Source organism: Candidatus Sphingomonas phytovorans (genome assembly GCA_029202385.1).
In the GTDB taxonomy this organism is placed as follows: domain Bacteria; phylum Pseudomonadota; class Alphaproteobacteria; order Sphingomonadales; family Sphingomonadaceae; genus Sphingomonas; species Sphingomonas phytovorans.
Window position 1 is genome coordinate 1,351,926 of the sequence record CP119314.1, and the last position, 20,111, is coordinate 1,372,036.

Sequence of the window (20,111 nt, forward strand, 5' to 3'; positions counted from 1 at the left end):
AAGGCTCGCCCGGACATTGCTGGCGGTCGCGTTAGAAGATCATGCGGGGCTTCGACAAGCTCGGTCGCAACGGTTGTGGGGGAGGGCCCGGATCGCTATCTGGCGCTCATGAACGAGATGACACCCGTCGCCCCTCAAAATCCTTCAGCCCCCCGCCAGCGCAAGCCGGACTGGATTCGGGTAAAGGCGCCGACCGGCACCGGTTTCGCCGAAACCAAGGCGATGATGCGCCGCCTCAACCTCAACACCGTGTGCGAGGAGGCCGCCTGCCCGAATATCGGGGAGTGCTGGACGAAGAAGCACGCGACGGTGATGATCCTCGGGGACACCTGCACGCGGGCCTGCGCCTTCTGCAACGTGAAGACGGGCATGCCGCGCGCGGTCGACGCGCTCGAGCCGCAGCACACCGCCGATGCGGCCGCCGAACTGGGCCTCGAACATATCGTCATCACCTCGGTCGACCGCGACGATCTGCCGGATGGCGGCGCGTCGCAGTTCGTGAAGGTGATCCAGGCGCTCCGCCGCACCACCCCGAAGACCACGATCGAGATCCTCACGCCCGATTTCCGCAACAAGGCGCAGGCGGCGGTCGAATCGATCGTCGAGGCACGCCCCGACGTCTACAACCACAATCTCGAAACCGTGCCACGGCTCTACCCTACGATCCGTCCCGGCGCGCGCTATTATGCGTCGCTGCGCCTGCTCGAATCGGTCAAGCGCCACGATCCGTCGATCTTCACCAAGTCGGGCGTGATGGTCGGCCTCGGCGAGGAGCGACTCGAAGTCCATCAGGTGATGGACGACATGCGCTCGGCCGACATCGATTTCCTGACCATGGGCCAGTATCTCCAGCCGACGCCGCGCCATGCCAAGGTACTCGATTTCGTGACACCCCAGGCCTTCGACGCCTATGCCGCGATCGCCCGCGCGAAGGGCTTCCTGCTCGTCGCGGCCTCGCCGCTGACTCGGTCCAGCTACCATGCCGGCGACGATTTCGCGAAGATGCGGGCCGCGCGCGAGGCCCAGCTTTCGAAGGGGCTCGCGAAGGGCTGATGCCGCGCCATTCGGAAACCCGCCGGCTTCCCTATTCGCGGGAACAGATGTTCGATCTGGTCGCCGATGTCGGGAGCTATGCGCAATTCCTGCCCTGGGTCACGGCGGTGCGAACCCGGTCGAACAGCGAGACCGAGATGGTCGCCGACCTGATCGTCGGCTTCAAGGGCCTGCGGGAGACCTTCACGTCGAAGGTCGCCAAGACCAGGCCCGATCGAATCCATGTCGATTATCTCGATGGCCCGCTCAAATATCTTCGCAACGACTGGGTATTCCGCCCGCACGCCGACGGTTGCGAGATCGACTTCAGCGTCGATTTCGCTTTCAAGAACCGCATGTTCGAAATGCTGGCAGGACAGGTATTCGGCGCTGCCCTGCGCAAGATGATCGGCGCGTTCGAGGAGCGCGCGGCGAAGCTCTACGGGCCTTCCGACGCCGGCAGCAGCAATTCCAGCGCACACAAGGCCGCCTGAAGCCTGATCCCGCCCCGGCCGAGATCGCCGAAATCCTTGCGATCGGCGACGACATGCCCCGGATCGCCACCCTTCTCGGCGCGGGCGAACACCACCGTCCCGACCGGCTTCTTCTCGGTCCCGCCGTCCGGCCCGGCCACGCCGGTGATCGCCACCGCGATATCGGCCCCGCTCAGCTCAAGCGCGCCCTGCGCCATGCTCCACGCCGTCGCGATCGAAACGGCGCCGAAGGTTTCGAGCACATCCGGGCTGACCTTCAGCATGTCGATCTTGGCGTCGTTCGAATAGGTAACGAAGCCGCGCTCGAAGATTTCGGACGATCCGGGGATTTCGGTGATCGCCGCCGCGACCAGCCCACCGGTGCAGCTTTCGGCGACGCTGATATGGCGGCCGATCGCCTTGTTCGCGTCGACCACCCGCTGCGCGGCCGCGACCAGTTCGGCGGGGAGGATGGTGTCCATGCTCATGCCGAATCCCCTGCTACCCTGATGGTGGCGATGGCCTGCGCGGCAATGCCTTCGCCGCGGCCGGCAAAACCAAGCCTCTCGGTCGTCGTCGCCTTCACGCTGACCTGATTCGGCTTGAGCCGCAACAATGCGCCGATCCGGGCGCGCATCGCCTCGCGGTGCGGTCCGATCTTCGGCGCCTCGCAGATCAGCGTCAGGTCGATGAAATCGATGATACCGCCCTGCGCCGCGACCAGCGACGCGGCATGTTCAAGGAACTGCGCCGAATCGGCACCGCGCCACTGGGGGTCGGTCGGCGGGAAATGAGTGCCGATATCGCCCTCGGCGATCGTGCCGAGCAGCGCATCGGTGATGGCGTGCAACGCGACATCGGCATCACTGTGCCCGGAAAGCCCCTTGTCATGCGGGATCAGCACACCGCCAAGCCACAATTCCTCTCCCTCGACGAGACGGTGGACGTCGAACCCGGTTGCGCTGCGAACACGCATGGCAGCTCCATGGCGCGCCTCGGCGGCCGCGAAATCGGCCGGATAGGTGATCTTTTCCAGCATGATGTCTCCCTCGACGAGCGCGACACGGTCGCCCGATGCGCGCAGCATCTGGGCGTCGTCGGTCGGCTCATCGCCCTGCCACGCTCTGTGCGCGGCCAATATCGTCTCGAAGCGGAATGCCTGGGGTGTCTGAACACGGTACAAGCCGTCACGCTGCACGATCTCGCCCAGCGTCTCCCCGCCGCGCGCCAGCGTATCGGCTACGGGCAGGGCGGGGACTGCCCCTTCATGCGTATCGAGCGCGGCAAGCAGCCGGTCGATCACCGCCCCGGTCAGGAACGGGCGGGCGGCGTCATGGATCAGCACGCGATCGGGTTTGTCGCCGGACAGCGCCTCCAGCCCCGCGCGTACCGATGCGCGGCGAGTCGCGCCGCCGGTCACGTGCGCGGCGTTGCCCAGCGCCTCCGCCAGCGCCTCTTCTTGGTCAGGGCCGATCGCGACGATCACCCGGGAAATCCCGGGATGCGCCACTAAGGCTGTATAACTATGGGCGATCATCGGCTTGCCGGCGAGCGTGGCGAATTGCTTGGGCGTGGTGCCCCCGCTTCGCGTGCCCTGTCCGGCGGCGACAATCAGCGCTGCGGTACCCCCTGGCGTCATCGCGTTCGCCTAGCCGAACCGGACGGTCACCGCCAGCCTTGCCGCCAGGGCCATCCTCCCTTATAGGGTGCCCGTTTTTCAGGCACATGACCCAGACACTCGCCCCCATCCAGATCGGACCCGTCCGGATCGAGCGCCCCGTGATTCTCGCGCCGATGACGGGCGTCACCGACATGCCGTTCCGCACGATCGTGCGGCGCTTCGGCTCCGGGCTCAACGTCACCGAGATGGTCGCCAGCCAGGCGGCGATCCGCGAGACCCGCCAGTCGCTGCAAAAGGCGGCATGGGATCCGGTCGAGGAACCGGTATCGATGCAGCTCGTCGGCTGCACGCCGCACGAGATGGGGGAAGCGGCGAAGCTCAGCGAGGATCGTGGCGCCGCGATCATCGACATCAACATGGGTTGCCCCGTGCGCAAGGTGACCAGCGGTGACGCTGGATCGGCGCTGATGCGCGATCTCGACAATGCCGGTGCCATCATCCGCGCGACGGTCGAGGCGGTCAGCGTGCCGGTGACGGTGAAGATGCGCATGGGCTGGGACCATTCGAGCCTCAACGCGCCCGATCTCGCGAAGATCGCACAGGATCTCGGGGCGAAGATGGTCACCGTCCATGGCCGCACCCGCAACCAGATGTACCGCGATACGGCCGACTGGGCGTTCATCCGGCGCGTGAAGGATGCGGTATCCATCCCCGTCATCGCGAACGGCGATATCTGCTCGATCGAGGACGCGGAGGCGGCGCTTGAACAGTCAGGCGCCGACGGCGTGATGATCGGCCGCGGTGCCTATGGCCGTCCCTGGCTGCTGGCGCAGGTAATGGAATGGTTCGCCACCGGCCGGCGTATCGCCGATCCGTCAATCGAACAGCAATATGACCTGATTGCTGAGCATTACGACGCAATGCTCTCACACTATGGCAGCGAAGTCGGCGTCAACATGGCGCGCAAGCATATCGGCTGGTACACCAAGGGCCTGCACGGCTCGGCCGAGTTCCGTAACCGCGTGAACCAGATTCCCGATGCGAAGACCGTCCAGGCAATGCTCGCCGAATTCTACGCACCATGGCGCAGCCGCGCGGCGGCGTGACGTCATGACGGGCGCCTTGTGACGGAAAAGGCGGGGCCAAGCTTCGCCGGTCTCTTCGCCGCCCTGCCGGTCGCGGTCATGGTGATCGATCCGGAAGGGCGGATCGCCTTTGCCAATGCCGAGTGCGAAGTGCTGCTTAACATGTCGGAGCGCGCGATGCGTGGCCAGCCGGTGGACAGCGTACTGACCGCGCCCGGTGGCCCCAGCCGACGCGACAATCAGGGCTTTTCCGCCTTCGATGCTGAAATCGAGATCGTCCGCGGCGGGCGGGTGATGGTCGATTATATCGAGGCGCGCGTGCCAGACCATGCCGGCTGGCGGTCGATCACCCTTCATCATGGCGCCACTTCGCGCCGGATGGGGCAGTCGGTCGATCGTGCCTCGGCCACCCGGGCCGCCGTCGGCGCGGCAGCCATGCTCGCCCATGAAATCAAGAACCCGCTCTCGGGCATCCGCGGCGCCGCCCAGCTTCTCGCCGGTGGCGGCAATGACGAACTGACCACGCTGATCACCACCGAAGTCGATCGAATCGCCGCGCTGATCGACCGGATGCAGGATTTCACCGACACCCGTCCGCTGAGCCTTCATCCCGAGAATATTTATCCGCTGCTGGATCATGCCCGGCGCGTGGCGCTGGCCGGGTTCGCCCGGCACGTGACCATCGACGAACGTTTCGACCCTTCGCTCCCGCCCGTGCTCACTGATCGTGATGCGATCCTCCAGGTCGTGCTCAACTTGATCAAGAACGCGACCGAGGCGATGGTCGGACAGGCCGACGCCCGGATCACGCTCGCTACCGCCTATCGCCACGGCATGGCGGTCAGTCCTGCGCCCGGCCGGCCGCGCCAGCCTTTGCCGATCGAGATCTGCGTGATCGATAACGGCCCCGGCGCGCCGGAGGACATTGCCGACCATCTGTTCGACCCGTTCGTCTCGGGAAAGCCGGAGGGGCAGGGACTCGGTCTCGCGCTCGTCGACAAGCTGGTGCGCGACATGGGCGGTATCGTGCAATATGCCCGGGAGGGATCGCCACCCCAGTCGGTGTTCCGCATCCTGTTGCCCCGAGGATCAGCATGAAGGTCTCCTTATGAAGAACCAGGGCATGATCCTGGTGGTCGACGACGATTCGGCGATCCGCACCGTCGTCGCGCAGGCGCTGCGTCGCGACGGCCATCGGGTAACCACCGCAGCCACGCTCGCCGAACTGGACGTGCAACTCGCGGCAGGCCTCCCCGACGTTCTCATCACTGATGTAGTCCTGCCAGACGGCAATGGTCTCGATCGGGTCGAACGGCTGACGGCTGAACATCCCGGCCTGCCGGTGATCGTCTTTTCGGCCCGCAACACCCTGACGACCGCGGTGCGCGCGACCGAGGTTGGCGCCTATGATTATCTGCCCAAGCCGTTCGATCTCGATGTGCTGGCGCGCGCGGTGCACGGCGCGCTTGCCCGCAATCAAGGCGCGCCCGAAGAGAGTATCGAGGAGGTCGATTCTGCCCTGCCGCTGATCGGCCGGTCGCCGGCGATGCAGGACGTCTACCGCATCATCGCCCGTGTCGTGTCGAACGATCTGACCGTGTTGATCTCGGGCGAATCGGGCACCGGCAAGGAACTGGTCGCCCGCGCGATCCACGATCTCGGGCCGCGGCGCCGTTCCCCCTTCGTGGCGCTCAACATGGCCGCGATCCCGCGCGAACTCATCGAGGCGGAACTGTTCGGGCATGAACGCGGCGCCTTCACCGGCGCGCAGGCACGCTCCGCCGGCCGCTTCGAACAGGCTGAAGGAGGCACGCTCTTCCTGGACGAGATCGGCGACATGCCGATGGAGGCGCAGACCCGGTTGCTCCGCGTGCTTCAATCGGGCGAGTTCACCACCGTTGGCGGTGCGCGGACGATCCGCGCCGATGTCCGCATCGTTGCCGCCACCAATCGGGAGCTCGCCCAGCTCGTCGCGACCGGGCAATTCCGCGAGGACCTGTTCTACCGCCTCAACGTCGTGCCGGTCAGCCTGCCGGCGCTCCGCGCCCGGCGGCAGGATATCGCGCTGCTCGCCCGCCACTTCCTCGACCGCGCCGCGGAGGGCGGCCTGCCGCGCAAGCAACTCGACGCCGCCGCCATCACGTCGCTCGAAAGCTATGACTGGCCCGGCAATGTCCGCGAGCTCGAGAATATCATGCGCCGGATCGCCGTCCTGAGTCGCGATGAAAGGATCGGCGCTGACGAGGTCCGGGCGATGATGGGCGCGGCTTCTTCGGCCCAGGCGGCTCTCCCCGGCGACCCCGGCATCGAAGCGGCGGTTCGTGCCCGGCTTGAACGCCTGGCGCGCGAGGAACCGGCGGCGCTTGACGATGGCAGCCTCTACGACAGAATCATCGCAGAGGTGGAGCGCCCGCTGATCGAAGCGCTGCTCGCGCGGCATGGCCACAACCAGCTTCGCGCTGCGCGCGCGCTCGGCATCAACCGCAACACGCTGCGTAAGCGGCTCGATACATTGGGGATCGATGCTGACGCGGGACGGTCGGGCGAGGCGGATATCGGCTGACCCGTGCGCTTTGTGTGTTTTCCTTGCAACAAAACGTTGTATTGAAGACACGATGACGGCCGAGACGGCTCCCGCGAAAAGAACCAAAGCGCTGAGTTTACGCTTCAGCGTGACCCCGTTCGTCGAGTTGCTCGTTCTGGCCGTTGCCGTCGCGATCGCCACTGGCAGCTATTTCATCATCGTCAGCGGCGCGAATTCCCCGACGCTGCTCACGCCGCTTCTCGTGGCGCTGCTCCTCGTCTCGAATCTGGTGCCGGGCGTGGCGTTGCTCGTTCTGCTGGGCCGGCGGATCGCCATGCGCCGCGCCGCTAGGTCGCCCATGGGTGGACGCGGGCGGCTGCATGTCCGGCTCGTCGCGCTCTTTTCGGTGATCGCGGCGGTGCCGACCTTGCTCCTGGTGATTTTCGCCTCGCTCCTGTTCCAGTACGGCGTCGAATTCTGGTTCTCCGACCGTGCCCGGGGCATGCTGGAGAATGCGACGTCGCTGGCGCAGGAGAATTACAAGGCTGAACTCCACCGTGTCAGTGAGGAAACGCTGACGATGAGCGGGGATCTCGCCGACTATCTGAAATCCTATTCGATCGACAGCGACGAGTTTTCCAAGGGGTTCGGCTTCCAGGTATTTCGCCGGAACCTGTCAGAGGCAGTGATCACGCGTGTCATGCCGGACGGGCAGATGCAGGCACTCGCACTGGTGAACCCCTATGACCGGGCGCTCGACCGGGTCATCACCGCCCCGATGATCACCGGGATCAATCGCGGTTCGCCGAGCGTCATCGTGCAGAACAAGGATCGCGCGGCTGCCGTCGTGAAGCTTGCCTATGGCAACAACACCTATCTCTATGCCGCCCGCATCTTCGACCCGCAGCTTGCGACCCAGTTGAAGCGTGGTGAGACCATCCTGAGCGATTACAGGACCTTGCAGACGCGCTCACGCTCGTTGCAGCTCAAATTCAACGCTGCATTGTTGTTCATTTCCCTGCTGATCGTCGGGATCGCGGTGTGGATCGCGCTCGAGGTCGCCGACCGGCTCGTCCGGCCCGTGGGCGAACTGGTCGCGGCCGCGCATCGGGTTGCCACCGGCGATCTCACCGCACGCGTGCCGACACCGAAGACCGATGACGAGGTCGGCACGCTCGGCACTGCGTTCAACCAGATGACCCGCCGGCTGCAGGAACAGACCGGTGCGCTCGAAAGCCGCCGCGCTCTGATCGAGGCGGTGATGTCGGGGGTTACCGCTGGCGTCATCTCGATCGCCGGGGACGGCACGATCCGGCTGATCAACCGGTCGGCGGCGATGCTGCTCCATACCGGCGACGAGGATCTTGTCGGCAAGCCGCTCGCTGACATTTCGCCCGAGCTCGACGCGGTGATCCGCGGCGAGACGCGCGAGGCGATCGTCGAGGTCGATGTCGACGGAGAGCCCCGGACTCTTGCCGTGAAGATCGCGCGTGCCGATGAAGGGCCGATCCTGACGTTCGACGACATCACCGGGCAGTTGCTCGACCAGCGCCGGGCTGCCTGGGCCGATGTCGCGCGCCGCATCGCGCACGAGATCAAGAATCCGCTGACCCCGATCCAGCTCGCCGCCGAGCGGCTGCAGCGACGCTATAACAAGCAGCTTCCCAATGACGACGGCACTTTTACCCGCCTGACCGAGACGATCGTCCGCCAGGTCGGCGATCTGCGGCGGATGGTCGACGAATTCTCGTCCTTCGCCCGTATGCCGAAGCCGACCTTCCATGAGGAATCGCTGGTCGATATCGCGCGGCAAACCCTGTTCCTTCACGAGGTCGCGCATCCTTCGATCCACTTCGATCTCGTCCACGACGATCCCGCCCCGATGCTGGTGTGCGATCGCCGCCAGATCGGCCAGGCGCTGACCAACATCGTCAAGAATGCCGTGGAGGCGATCGAGGCGCGCGGAGAGGGGAGCGAAGGCGCGGTCACCATGACGCTTACGCAGCAGGGCGCGTCGCTCGCCGTCACCGTCGCCGACGACGGAGTCGGCCTCCCCGTGGCACGAGAGCGGCTGGTCGAACCCTATGTGACGACCCGCGCCCGCGGCACCGGCCTTGGCCTCGCGATCGTGAAGAAGATCGTCGAGGAACATTGCGGAACGATCGCCTTCACTGACCGCGAGGGGGGCGGGACGGTGGTGACGATGGTGTTCGATACCGCATCGCTCGCGGCAATGGACACCGGCGGCCGCGACACGACGGAGGGGGAAGACCGTCGCACACCTGAACTCACGCGAAATCGGACCTGAACCATGGCACTCGACATCCTCATCGTCGACGACGAGCACGACATCCGCGAACTCGTCGCGGGCGTGCTTGAAGACGAAGGCTATGAGACGCGCGGTGCGGCGGACAGCGATGCCGCGCTTGAGGCGATCTCCGCCCGCCGCCCCTCACTGGTGCTGCTCGACGTGTGGCTACAGGGATCGCGGCTCGACGGACTTGAGCTGCTCGATGAGATGAAGCGCCGCGACCCGTCGATTCCGGTGCTGGTCATCTCGGGTCATGGCAATCTCGACACCGCGGTGGCGGCGATCCGGCGCGGCGCCGCCGATTTCATCGAAAAGCCGTTCGAGGCGGAACGCCTGTTGCTGATGGTCGCCCGTGCGACCGAGACGGAGCGGCTCCGGCGCGAGGTGGCATCGCTGCGCGCCTCGGTCGGCGCCAACAACGATCTGACCGGCAATTCCACCGCGATCAACGGTGTCCGCGCGACGCTGAAGCGTGTCGCCTCGACCGGCAGCCGGGTGCTGGTGATGGGCGCCGCCGGAGTCGGCAAGGAAGTCGCCGCGCGGCTGCTCCACGGCTGGAGCCAGCGGGCCGGCGCACCCTTCGTCATCGTCAGCGCGGCGCGGATGACGCCCGAGCGGGTCGACGAGGAATTGTTCGGGGTGGAGGAGGGGGGGCAGCTCGTGCGCTCCGGCCTGCTCGAACAGGCGCATGGCGGCACCCTGTTCCTCGACGAGATCGCCGACATGCCGATCGCGACCCAGGCGCGAATCCTGCGCGTGCTGACCGATCAGAGCTTCACCCGGGTCGGCGGCCAGCGAGTCGTGAAGGTCGATGTCCGCGTCGTTTCCGCCACCGCGCGCGACCTGACGCTAGAGATCGCCGAAGGGCGTTTCCGCGAGGACCTCTATTACCGCCTCAACGTCGTCCCCGTGCTGATTCCCGGCCTGGCCGAGCGACGCGAGGATATTCCGGCGCTGGTCGGCCATTTCATCGCGCACTACGCCTCCGAACGCCGCGTCCCGACGCCGGAGATCGCGCCCGATGCGATGGTCGCGCTGCAAAGCTATGAATGGCCGGGCAATGTCCGCCAGTTGCGCAACGTGGTCGAGCGCACGGTCATCATGGCACCGGGTGACCGGATCGGCCGAATCGACCTCGATCTCCTGCCGGCCGAGGTGCTAGGCGATCCGGGCGAGATGGGCGGCAGCACCAACGCGATCATGGGATCGCCGTTGCGCGAGGCGCGCGAGACCTTCGAGCGCGAATATCTGCGCATCCAGATCCGTCGTTTCTCGGGCAATATTTCGCGCACGGCAAGCTTCATCGGCATGGAGCGTTCAGCGCTGCATCGCAAATTGAAGCTGCTGGGAATCACTGAAACGCGCGACGAATAGTGGACGAAACGGTCGATCGCTCCTAAATGGTGGTACCGCGCTCAGCGAGCGCGCATCCGACGCCGGGAACCCGGCGCATCGCGGGAAATCACCCGCCAAGAACAAAGGATCGACCGATGGCCGACAAGCAGACGTCGCTGCAAGACCTCTTCCTCAACGCGCTCCGGCGTTCGAAAACGCCGGTGACGATGTTCCTCGTCAAGGGCGTCAAACTCCAGGGCATCGTGACCTGGTTCGACAATTTCTCGGTGCTGCTCCGCCGCGACGGCCAGTCGCAACTCATCTACAAGCACGCCATCTCGACGATCATGCCATCGGCCACGGTCGATGTCGCCGCGATCGTCAATGCGGTCGGCGAAGCGCAGAAAAAGGCGCCCCTGCTCCAGGAGATCTTCCTGAACGCGGTGCGCAAGTCGGACGACAACGTCACCATGTTCCTAGTCAACGGCGTCATGCTCCAGGGCCAGATCGCGGCGTTCGACCTGTTCTGCATGCTGCTCCAGCGCGACGGCATGTCGCAGCTCGTCTACAAGCACGCGGTGTCGACCATTCAGCCGGCGCATCCGCTGAATCTGGCTGACGAAACAGCAGGTTCGGAAGACGATTGACCACAGGTTTCGAACGTGATCGCGATGAGTTCGCGCGGGGTGCGCGGGCCATCGTGGTCTATCCCGAACATGGCGTCTCCTCGCGCGATGCGGCTGCGCGCCTCGACGAGACTGCCGGTCTTGCCGAGGCGATCGGCGTTGTCGTGGCCGAAAAGATCGCTTTCCGCGTCCGCCAAGCCAAGCCGGCGACGCTGATCGGCAGCGGCCAGGTCGAGCAACTCGCCGCGACGGTGCGGATGGAAGAGGCGGGGCTCGTCGTGTTCGACGCGCCGCTGACACCGATCCAGCAGCGCAATCTCGAAAAGGCGCTTGAAGCCAAGGTAATCGATCGCACCGGCCTGATCCTCGAGATCTTCGGCGAACGCGCGGCGACTGCCGAGGGGCGGCTGCAGGTGGAACTCGCCCATCTCGATTACCAGGCCGGCCGCCTCGTGCGGAGCTGGACTCACCTCGAGCGCCAGCGCGGCGGTTTCGGCTTTCTCGGCGGCCCGGGCGAAACCCAGATCGAGGCCGATCGCCGCCTGATCCGCGACCGCATGGCGCGGTTGCGCAAGGAGCTCGACCAGGTCACCCGCACCCGTGGCCTTCACCGCGACCGGCGCCAGCGCGCGCCCTGGCCGGTGATCGCGCTAGTCGGTTACACCAACGCCGGGAAATCAACTCTTTTCAATCGGTTGACCGGTGCTGACGTCATGGCGGAAGATTTGCTCTTCGCCACGCTCGACCCGACTCTGCGCCAGATATCCTTGCCCGGCATCGACAAGGCGATCCTGTCGGACACGGTGGGTTTCGTCTCCGAATTGCCGACCCAGCTCGTCGCTGCCTTCAAGGCGACCCTTGAAGAGGTCATCTCAGCCGACCTGCTGATCCATGTCCGCGACATCGCCCATCCCGACAGTGCCGCGCAAAAGGCCGATGTCGAGGCGGTGCTGACGGAGATTGGCGTCGCCATCACCACGCCGCGGATCGAGGCCTGGAACAAACTCGACCTGCTCGAAGACGATGCGCGCGAGGAAATGATGGGAGAGGCGGCCCGCCGCACCGACGTCGTCGCGCTGTCGGCGATGACGGGGGAAGGCGTCGACACCCTGATCGACACCGTAGCAGCGTTGCTCACCCAGGGCCATCGCCGCTACCGCATCCAGCTTCCCGTATCGGACGGCGCAGGCGCCGCGTGGCTGCACGCGCATGGCGAAGTGATCGGGCAGGAGATCGACGGCGACGAAGCGGTCTATGAAGTCCGCATGGCCGAGCGCGATTACGAGCGGTTCAATCAGCGCAACGATTGATCCGTTGCGGCGCGTTGCGACGGGCGGTCATTGGAAAATCTGCCAGTTGGTATTCGTCAAACCGCCCAAGCGGGCGACCTCGTCCACGAATGGCATCAATTGCTCGGGCTGATTGCAGCCTATGGTCACCTGCGAGTAGCGATAGTCCTTGTCTGCGGCCATTTCCATTTCAAGAAGTTGGCAATCGACGAATACGTCATCTTTGCTGTCCCAGTGCTCAATCGGAAATTCCCAGATCTTGGCTTGGGTAGCCAGCGCGTTGAGCTTTGTTAGCTGCTGAGCGGAGAGGGGGGACCGGCGGATTGGAATAGGGTCCGTACTGTCGCGGTGGTAGTCGACTCCACCCGTCTCTATCTTCCCCGTTCCGTCGAATTTTTCTCTGATCAGAACGTATCGAAAGAAGTGGCCATGTCCTTCGGTAAAGACGAAGCGCATGACCTTCTTGTCTTTTCCGGCGAAATTCCGCCAAAGGGGCCGCTGTCCCAGACGTTTCAGGGGGCAGGCGGAAAAGCCCATGCTCCAAAAATACTCATAAGTCTCTTCGGGATAGAGGCCGCAGCCCTCCCTGGCGTTCGATTGGCTCGTCAAAGTCAAAGCCAAAACGAGCGCGCAAAGAGAGAAAAATGGTCTGATCGGATTGGTAGCGACCTTCACGCCTCTCTTACCCCTTGGTCGGGTTCTTCCGGTCGCCATGCTGTTCCCATTTTGTTCGCCTGTAAAGCGTAAGCTGAGAGCAATTTCAACTATTCTCGGCGCGCTTGGCCGATACCCAAAGTGCTTCCTTCGCCTCCAGATCAAGCCCCGCGAACGCTTCGCCGGCCTCGGCCTCCATTGCCTTGAACCGCCGCTCGAACTTCGCATTCGCCACGCGCAACGCCGCCTCGGGATCGACGCCGAGGTGCCGCGACCAGTTCACCACCGCGAACAGCAGGTCGCCAATCTCTTCCTCGCGCTCGGCGGGAGAGGCAGCCCCGATCTCGGCGATCTCCTCGTCGATCTTGGCACGGGCACCCGAGGGATCGGGCCAGTCGAACCCCGTCCGCGCCGCACGCTTCTGCAACTTCTCGGCGCGAAGTAGTGCTGGCAGGCCGATCGCGACTCCATCGAGCGCGCCGGCATCGCCCTTTGCCTCGCGCTCGGCTGCCTTCAGCCTTTCCCAATGCTGCTCATGGCCGCCATCGCTGTCGCCGAACACATGCGGGTGCCGGCGTTCCATCTTGTCGCTGATCGAGGCCACGACGTCAGGCAGCGCGAACAGGCCGGCTTCCTCGGCCATGCGGCTGTGGAACACGACCTGGAGGAGCAGGTCGCCAAGCTCGTCCTTGAGATCGGCCATGTCGCCGCGGGCGATCGCGTCGGCCACCTCATAGGCTTCCTCGATGGTATAAGGCGCGATCGTCGAGAAATCCTGCACGACGTCCCAGTCACATCCATGATCGGGATCGCGCAACCGCTCCATGATCGTGACGAGGCGCTCGATATTGGAAGGGTTGTTCACAGGCAGGGGTACCCCGCCTTGGCCACATCCGCCAGTTCGATAATATACATTATGTTAAATTCAGATATGATCACAGGAAATCCCCTCGCGGTGTCACCACGGTCTTTATCAACCGAACAGGCTGCCGATTGCGGCGCCGGTGCCGGTCGCCTGCTGCCACAACACCACGAGGATGAACGCGACACCGAAGATCGCGACCCAGGCCAGCGCCATCTTGAACACGTCCTTGATCGGCAAGCGGCGCGCCAGCAGCGCCGACAACGGCAGGATCAGCAGCAGCAGATAGAAGACGATGTTGAACGGCTGGTCGGTCACGGCGTCACCTCCATCCCGTCATAACCGGGTTCGACGCCAGCCGGAAGCGCAGCGCGCAGCGTGGCATAGTCCATCGACTGGTCCATATGGATGAAAGCGGTCCGACGCGGCCGCAGCTCCTCGATCCAGCCAAGCACGGTCGGCACATCGGGATGAGTCGGATGCGGCCGATAGCGCAACGCATCGACGATCCATACGTCCAGGTCCTGATACAGCGCGCGCATATCATCAGTCAGGATATTGAAATCCGTGGCATATCCGATCGATCCGGCCGGCGTGTCGAACCGCAACCCGGCAGACAGGATATTGCCGTGCGGCTGGTCGACGGCACGGATCGCGACGTCGCCGATGGTGATCGCGTCGGGCAGCGTCTCCATCGCCACGGTCGATGGATAGCCGTCACGCCCGAGAAACGCATAAGCGAAGCGCTCGACCAGCGCGTCCCGCGTCGCCGGCCGAGCCATGCCGCGCACCGGATGGCCCATCGCATGATAGACCTGCCGCAGATCGTCGATGCCGTGGCAATGATCGGCATGGTCGTGAGTCCAGATCACCGCGTCGACCGTCGCGACATCGGCCGCCAGCAGCTGCTCGCGCATGTCGGGGCTCGTATCGACCAGGACCCGGGTCGTCCCGGTCTCGACCAGGATCGAGGCCCGCAGCCGACGGTTGCGCGGCTCGGCCGGATCGCAATCGCCCCAGTCATTGCCGATGCGCGGCACGCCCGAGGATGTGCCAGATCCGAGGATCCGGACTTTCACGCCTTCACTCTCACGCGGTCGTCTTGGCAAACAATGCGTGAAAGTTCTCGGCCGTCTTTTCCGCCAGCACCGACACATCCTCGCCGCGCAGCTTGGCCAGGAACTCGGCAGTATCGGCCACGAACGCTGGTTCGCCGGTTTTCCCGCGATGCGGCACTGGCGCAAGGAAAGGCGCATCGGTTTCGATCAGCAGCCGCTCGATCGGCAACCGCGCGGCGGTTTCCTGCAGGTCCTTGGCATTCTTGAACGTCACGATGCCTGAAATGGAGATATAAAGGCCCAGTTCCAGCGCGATATCGGCAAAAGCTCCGCTCGCCGTGAAGCAATGGATCACGCCGGGATAGGCGCCCTTCCCCATTTCCTCGCGCAGGATCTCGGCGGTATCGTCCTCGGCGTCACGCGTATGCACGACGATCGGCAGGCCGGTCTCGCGCGCCGCCGCGATATGCGCGCGGAAACTCGCCCGCTGCCGCTCGCGGTCGCTGTGATCGTAATAATAGTCGAGCCCGCTCTCGCCGATCCCGACGACTCGCGGATGCGCCGCGCGCTCCACCAGCCGCGCCGTGCCCACATCGGGATGCTGGTCGGCCTCATGCGGATGGATGCCAACGGTCGCCCACACGTCCGGCTCGCGCTCGGCCGTGCCGATCACCGCATCCCACTCGCTCTCGCGCGTGGAGATATTGAGCATGGCGGACACGCCCCGGGCCCTGGCGCGGGCCAGTATCTCGGGCTGCTGCTCGTGCAGCCCCTTGTAGTTCAGGTGGCAATGACTGTCGGCGAACATCAGGCGGCCTCCGTCAGCTCCAGCCGCGGGAACACCCCGCTCGGCGCCGGCAGCACCGTGCCCGCCACCACTGGCACGCCCAGTGAATCGAAGTTTCGCGCGCCGGTCTCCTGGCCAAGCAGATCAAGCAACCGGTCAGCGCCATCCGGGATCGCCCAGCGCGCCATGATCGCGATCCGCCGGATCGCCTCGATCGTCAGGTGCAGGATCGCGTCGGCCCGGGCGGGATCGGTCTTGCGCACGCTCCAGGGTGCTGCGTCGGCGAAATACTGATTCGTATCGCGCGCCGCCGCCCAGACCGCTTCGAGTGCATTGTGAAGCGCCAGATCCTTCATTGCAGCGTGCAGCCCGGCCTCGGCAGCCTCGATACTGGCCATCAGCGCGTTGTCCGGATCAGTCCGTGGGCCCGATTCAGGCACCACGCCGTCGCAATTCTTGGCGATGATCGACAGGCACCGCTGCGCCAGGTTACCGAAATTATTCGCCAGATCGGCATTGCACCGCGTGACGATCGCCTCTTCCGAATAGCTGCCATCCTGGCCGAAGCTCACCTCCCGCAACAGGAAATAGCGCAGCGCGTCGACACCGAAGCGGTCGACCAGTTCCATCGGGTCGGTGACGTTGCCGACCGATTTCGACATCTTCTCGCCGCGGTTGAGCAGAAAGCCGTGCCCGAACACCTGTTTCGGCAGCGCCAGCTTCGCCGACATCAGGAAAGCCGGCCAGTAAACGGCGTGAAAACGCACGATATCCTTGCCGATCACATGCAGGTCCGCCGGCCAGTAGCGCGCCAGGTCGGCCGCATTGTCCGGATAGCCCGCCCCGGTCAGGTAATTGGTCAGCGCGTCGACCCAGACATACATGACATGCCCGGGGCTGCCCGGCACCTTCACGCCCCAGTCGAAGCTGGTCCGCGACACCGACAGATCGGAAAGCCCACCCTCGACGAAGCGCATCACCTCGTTGCGCCGGGCCTCCGGCCGGATGAACTCGGGATGGGACTCGTACAGGTCGAGCAGCGGTTGTTGATATTTCGACAGCCGGAAGAACCACGTCTCCTCGACCGTCCATTCCACCGGCGTGCCCTGCGGGGAAAGCTTGGCCCCTTCCCCGCCCTTCTCGTCGGCGACCAGTTCTTTCTCGTCGTAGAACGCTTCGTCGCGGACTGAATACCAGCCCTCATATTTGTCCATGTACAGGTCGCCGGCAGCTTCCATCGCCTGCCAGATCGCAGCGCTCGCGGCATGGTGCGCCGGTTCGACGGTGCGGATGAACCGATCGTAGGAAATGTTCAGGCGATCGTCCATTTCCTTGAAATAGGACGACATCTCGTCGGCAAGCGCGCGCGTCTCGACACCACGGTCACGTGCTGTCTGGACCATTTTCAGGCCATGTTCATCGGTGCCGGTCTGGAACCGCACGTCGCGCCCGGCCTGACGGTGATAGCGCGCGATCGCGTCGGTCGCGATCGCCTCATAAGCGTGGCCGATATGCGGCCGCCCGTTCGGATAGCTGATCGCGGTGGTGATGTAATAAGGCTGACCCATGCCGGCCTCCTAGCGCGGTTGCCGCGCGATTAGAACCACCCGGCGCCGACGTTTCTGTCGTGGAGATCGCGCCGGCATTCCAGACCAGATCGAAAGACATCAAGTGTCATGCCATCACGCTCACAGAATATCGGCAGTTTAATATAAAATGCGCTGTCGTTTTTCATCACCACGATGAACAATATCGACGACCCCGCAAGCAGATCGTTGAATCTTTGATTAATTAATAACTACATCTCAGCATATTAAACAAAAATGATGCGAAAATGACAAGACTGTATTGCTTATATTACAATCACTGTAACATTTCTGACCTTCATACTGTGTAGCGGCCACGAAGTCGGGACGGGATGTCTCGCTTAAGGGGAATCTACACATGCACAATCCCAAAGCCTTCCGGCTTCAGCTGTTGCTGGGCGGCGCCCTGCTGGCGACCATGGCGTCGCCGGCCCTGGCCGAAACCGCCCCGCCGGCACAGCCTGTCGCGGACGAAGCCAAGCCGGCCGACGCGGCCCCGGCTGATAGCGGACAGATCGCGGATATCGTCGTGACCGCGTTGAAGCGCGAGACCAACCTCCAGAAGACGCCGATCGCGATCTCCGTGGTCAGCCCCGAGGTGATCGCCGACCGGCACGTGCAGAGCCTGATCGACCTGGCGGACGGTGCCGTCCCCTCGCTCCGGATCGCGACCTTCGAGGCGCGCCAGTCGGCGCTGACCGTCGGCATCCGCGGCATCGTACCGTTCGACGCCAACCAGACGGCCCGCGACCAGGGCGTCGGCGTCTATATCGACGGTATCTATCTCGGCCGCCAGCAGGGCCTCAACGCCGCCCTGTTCGATGTCGAGCGCGTCGAAGTGCTTCGCGGCCCGCAGGGAACGCTGTTCGGTCGCAACACCGAAGGCGGCGCACTGAGCATCGTCACCAAGGCCCCGACCGGCGAATTCGGCGGCCGCGTCTCGGGCGGTATCGGCAATTACGGGCAATATGACGGGCAGGTCCATCTCGACCTCCCCGCATTCCACAATTTCGCGGTCAAGCTGGACGGCGTGATCCAGCACCAGGATCCGACGGTCAAGGATCCGCTCGCGGGCCAGATCGGCTGGAATGCCTATAATCGTGTCGGTGGCCGCATCGCCGCGCGCTGGCAGCCCTTTGACGGCTTCACCGCCGACTTCTCGTTCGACAAGGCCAAGGACGAGAACACGCCTTTCTTCAGCCAGCTGATCAACTATAACCCGCTTGGCCGCACCGTTGGCGTGTACACCGGCACCACGCTTGGGCCGCCCCCCGGCGGCACCTGCACCCCGGCCTGCATCGCACCGTTGTCGCCCCTGGTCGGCATCCACCCGGATCGTCAGGACGTCGCCGATGTCGGCGTGCCGCAGCAATACAGCGTCGACAGGACCAGCGGAGAAAGCGCCAAGCTCTCCTACAAGGTCTCGCCAGCACTTGAGCTTCGCTCGATCACCGCGTGGCGCAAGGTTTCCACCAACCAGTGGGATAACTCGGGCGGTCCGGAGCGGGTTCAGTTCGTGCCGAACGGCAAGACCAGCCGCTACAGCCTCTCGGACCTCTATCAGAACCAGTTCAGCCAGGAATTCCAGGCGGTCGGCAGCTTCGCCCAGGTCGATTACGTGGCAGGACTGTACTATTTCAACGAAGAGGCCCGGGAATCGGCAGCGACCCCGTCTTCGATCCAGTGGAACGCAAACGGCACCGCCTATACGATCCTTCCCTCCCAGGTGTTCGGACCGATCAACTCCAACAATCAGGGCTGGGACTATAACTCGCGCTTCCTGCAGCGTGCCAGTGTCAACCGCACCCGCAGCTACGCGGCCTATGGCCAGGCAACCTACACGCCTGACTTCGCCGATGCCCTGCATCTGACGGTCGGCGGCCGCTACACCAAGGACAAGCGCGACGGCGTCCTCTACATGGTGTCGGGCGTGCCGACGAACTATCAGCTCCATTATGACCGGGGCCGGTTCGACCCGATGGTCACACTGGCGTTTGACGCGACGCCGGACGTCAATCTCTACGCCAAATATTCGACTGGCTTCCGTGCCGGTGGCGCGAACGACCGCTCGTCGAATTTCTCCGCTTTCGGTCCGGAATCGGTGAAGGCCTACGAGATCGGCGCGAAGATGGACCTGTTCAATCGCAAGGTTCGCATCAACCTCGCCGGATACATCATGGATCGGTCGGGAACTCAGATCGACTTCGACAATGTCGACACCAACCAGTTCCTGCCCGGCACCACGACGCCTAACCCGAACTTCAACCTGCATACCGAGAACACGGCCAATGCGCCGGGTATCTCCAAGATCCGGGGCGTCGAGGTTGACGTTACCGCGCGGCCGATCGAGCATCTGACGCTCGGTGCGTCCTATGCCTATACCTACACCAACGTGCCGCTGACGCCGAACCCCAACCCGGGGCCGACGTTCGGCGTGCTGACCCAGGTGTTCGTGGTCTATACCCCGCGCAACGCGGCGTCCGGCTATATCGATTACGAAGTGCCGGTCGGTGGCAGCGATGCGAAGCTTCGCCTGCACCTGGATGCCAACTACGCTGACCCGAACTACAGCTTCCAGGCCGAAAACGTGAAGACCGACTCAAGCTTCATCGTCAACGGCCGCCTCGCGCTGGCTGGCGTTCAGATCGGCGACGCCAACAAGGCGACCTTCTCGGTCTGGACGCGCAACCTGTTCAACGAGCAGCACATCTATCGCCGCTCGGGCGCCAACGACGCGGTGCTGGGCAGCTATGCCAACTTCAACACGCCGCGGACCTTCGGCGGCGAAGTGAGCGTCAATTTCTGAACCATCGTGTCGGGCATCCCTGTGGTGCCCGGAACGGTCAGGCGAAAGCCTGGACTGACGAT

At 64.4% G+C, this 20,111-nt stretch carries 18 protein-coding genes; 10 read left to right on the forward strand and 8 right to left on the reverse strand.

From position 1 onward, the window contains the following. The first annotated feature begins 108 nt into the window (after positions 1–108). Complete coding sequence (lipA, locus tag P0Y59_06140) at positions 109–1,053, forward strand: lipoyl synthase (protein WEK01264.1); 945 nt, start codon at positions 109–111, stop codon at positions 1,051–1,053. Continuing rightward, positions 1,053–1,526: a type II toxin-antitoxin system RatA family toxin gene (locus P0Y59_06145; GenBank protein WEK01265.1), complete on the forward strand. Its 474-nt coding sequence runs from the start codon at positions 1,053–1,055 to the stop codon at positions 1,524–1,526. The genes lipA and P0Y59_06145 overlap by 1 nt, the downstream gene beginning before the upstream one ends. On the opposite strand, the gene P0Y59_06150 is transcribed toward P0Y59_06145, so the two are convergent. Then, positions 1,472–1,987 carry a CinA family protein gene (locus tag P0Y59_06150; GenBank protein WEK02510.1) on the reverse strand — a complete coding sequence of 172 codons (516 nt, stop codon included), beginning with the start codon at positions 1,985–1,987 and terminating at the stop codon, positions 1,472–1,474. The two genes, P0Y59_06145 and P0Y59_06150, sit on opposite strands and share 55 nt — an antisense overlap. Positions 1,988–1,989: 2 nt before the next feature. Continuing rightward, on the reverse strand, positions 1,990–3,144 hold the full coding sequence (locus P0Y59_06155; protein ID WEK01266.1) for a bifunctional 2-C-methyl-D-erythritol 4-phosphate cytidylyltransferase/2-C-methyl-D-erythritol 2,4-cyclodiphosphate synthase: 1,155 nt from the start codon (positions 3,142–3,144) through the stop codon (positions 1,990–1,992). A gap of 86 nt (positions 3,145–3,230) precedes the next feature. Here P0Y59_06155 and dusB point away from each other — a divergent pair, with 86 nt between their 5' ends. The 7 genes from dusB (at position 3,231) to hflX (ending at position 12,317) form a co-directional block, all read left to right on the forward strand. Then, the gene (gene dusB / locus P0Y59_06160; protein WEK01267.1) at positions 3,231–4,232 is read left to right on the forward strand and encodes a tRNA dihydrouridine synthase DusB; all 1,002 of its coding nucleotides are present in this window, start codon (positions 3,231–3,233) and stop codon (positions 4,230–4,232) included. Positions 4,233–4,310: 78 nt separating this feature from the next. Beyond that, positions 4,311–5,309 (forward strand): ATP-binding protein, encoded by a 999-nt coding sequence (locus tag P0Y59_06165; protein ID WEK02511.1) that lies wholly within the window; start codon positions 4,311–4,313, stop codon positions 5,307–5,309. 10 nt (positions 5,310–5,319) lie between these two features. After that, the gene (gene ntrC / locus P0Y59_06170) at positions 5,320–6,774 is read left to right on the forward strand and encodes a nitrogen regulation protein NR(I) (protein ID WEK01268.1); all 1,455 of its coding nucleotides are present in this window, start codon (positions 5,320–5,322) and stop codon (positions 6,772–6,774) included. 52 nt (positions 6,775–6,826) lie between these two features. Further along, entirely contained in the window at positions 6,827–9,043 is a 2,217-nt protein-coding gene (locus tag P0Y59_06175; protein ID WEK01269.1) for an ATP-binding protein, read from the forward strand. 3 nt (positions 9,044–9,046) lie between these two features. After that, a complete protein-coding gene (locus tag P0Y59_06180) occupies positions 9,047–10,420 on the forward strand; it encodes a sigma-54 dependent transcriptional regulator (GenBank protein WEK01270.1) in 1,374 nt (457 codons plus the stop codon). A gap of 26 nt (positions 10,421–10,446) precedes the next feature. Continuing rightward, positions 10,447–11,028 carry an RNA chaperone Hfq gene (gene hfq / locus P0Y59_06185; GenBank protein ID WEK01271.1) on the forward strand — a complete coding sequence of 194 codons (582 nt, stop codon included), beginning with the start codon at positions 10,447–10,449 and terminating at the stop codon, positions 11,026–11,028. Continuing rightward, on the forward strand, positions 11,025–12,317 hold the full coding sequence (gene hflX / locus P0Y59_06190) for a GTPase HflX (protein ID WEK01272.1): 1,293 nt from the start codon (positions 11,025–11,027) through the stop codon (positions 12,315–12,317). The genes hfq and hflX overlap by 4 nt, the downstream gene beginning before the upstream one ends. Positions 12,318–12,344: 27 nt before the next feature. On the opposite strand, the gene P0Y59_06195 is transcribed toward hflX, so the two are convergent. The 6 genes from P0Y59_06195 to metG all read right to left on the reverse strand — a co-directional run bounded on the left by P0Y59_06195 (position 12,345) and on the right by metG (position 17,225). Beyond that, on the reverse strand, positions 12,345–12,971 hold the full coding sequence (locus P0Y59_06195; protein WEK01273.1) for a hypothetical protein: 627 nt from the start codon (positions 12,969–12,971) through the stop codon (positions 12,345–12,347). A gap of 85 nt (positions 12,972–13,056) precedes the next feature. Continuing rightward, positions 13,057–13,815 (reverse strand): nucleoside triphosphate pyrophosphohydrolase, encoded by a 759-nt coding sequence (gene mazG / locus P0Y59_06200; GenBank protein ID WEK01274.1) that lies wholly within the window; start codon positions 13,813–13,815, stop codon positions 13,057–13,059. Between the two features lie 108 nt (positions 13,816–13,923). After that, positions 13,924–14,130, reverse strand: coding sequence for a hypothetical protein (locus P0Y59_06205; GenBank protein WEK01275.1), 207 nt, complete (start codon positions 14,128–14,130; stop codon positions 13,924–13,926). Then, positions 14,127–14,891, reverse strand: a complete 765-nt coding sequence (locus tag P0Y59_06210; GenBank protein WEK01276.1) for an MBL fold metallo-hydrolase — start codon at positions 14,889–14,891, stop codon at positions 14,127–14,129. Before P0Y59_06210 ends, P0Y59_06205 begins: the two co-directional genes overlap by 4 nt. Positions 14,892–14,901: 10 nt before the next feature. After that, on the reverse strand, positions 14,902–15,678 hold the full coding sequence (locus P0Y59_06215; protein WEK01277.1) for a TatD family hydrolase: 777 nt from the start codon (positions 15,676–15,678) through the stop codon (positions 14,902–14,904). Further along, positions 15,678–17,225 carry a methionine--tRNA ligase gene (metG, locus tag P0Y59_06220; protein WEK01278.1) on the reverse strand — a complete coding sequence of 516 codons (1,548 nt, stop codon included), beginning with the start codon at positions 17,223–17,225 and terminating at the stop codon, positions 15,678–15,680. The genes P0Y59_06215 and metG overlap by 1 nt, the downstream gene beginning before the upstream one ends. A gap of 376 nt (positions 17,226–17,601) precedes the next feature. Here metG and P0Y59_06225 point away from each other — a divergent pair, with 376 nt between their 5' ends. After that, positions 17,602–20,049, forward strand: coding sequence for a TonB-dependent receptor (locus P0Y59_06225; protein WEK01279.1), 2,448 nt, complete (start codon positions 17,602–17,604; stop codon positions 20,047–20,049). The last annotated feature ends 62 nt before the right edge of the window (positions 20,050–20,111 follow it).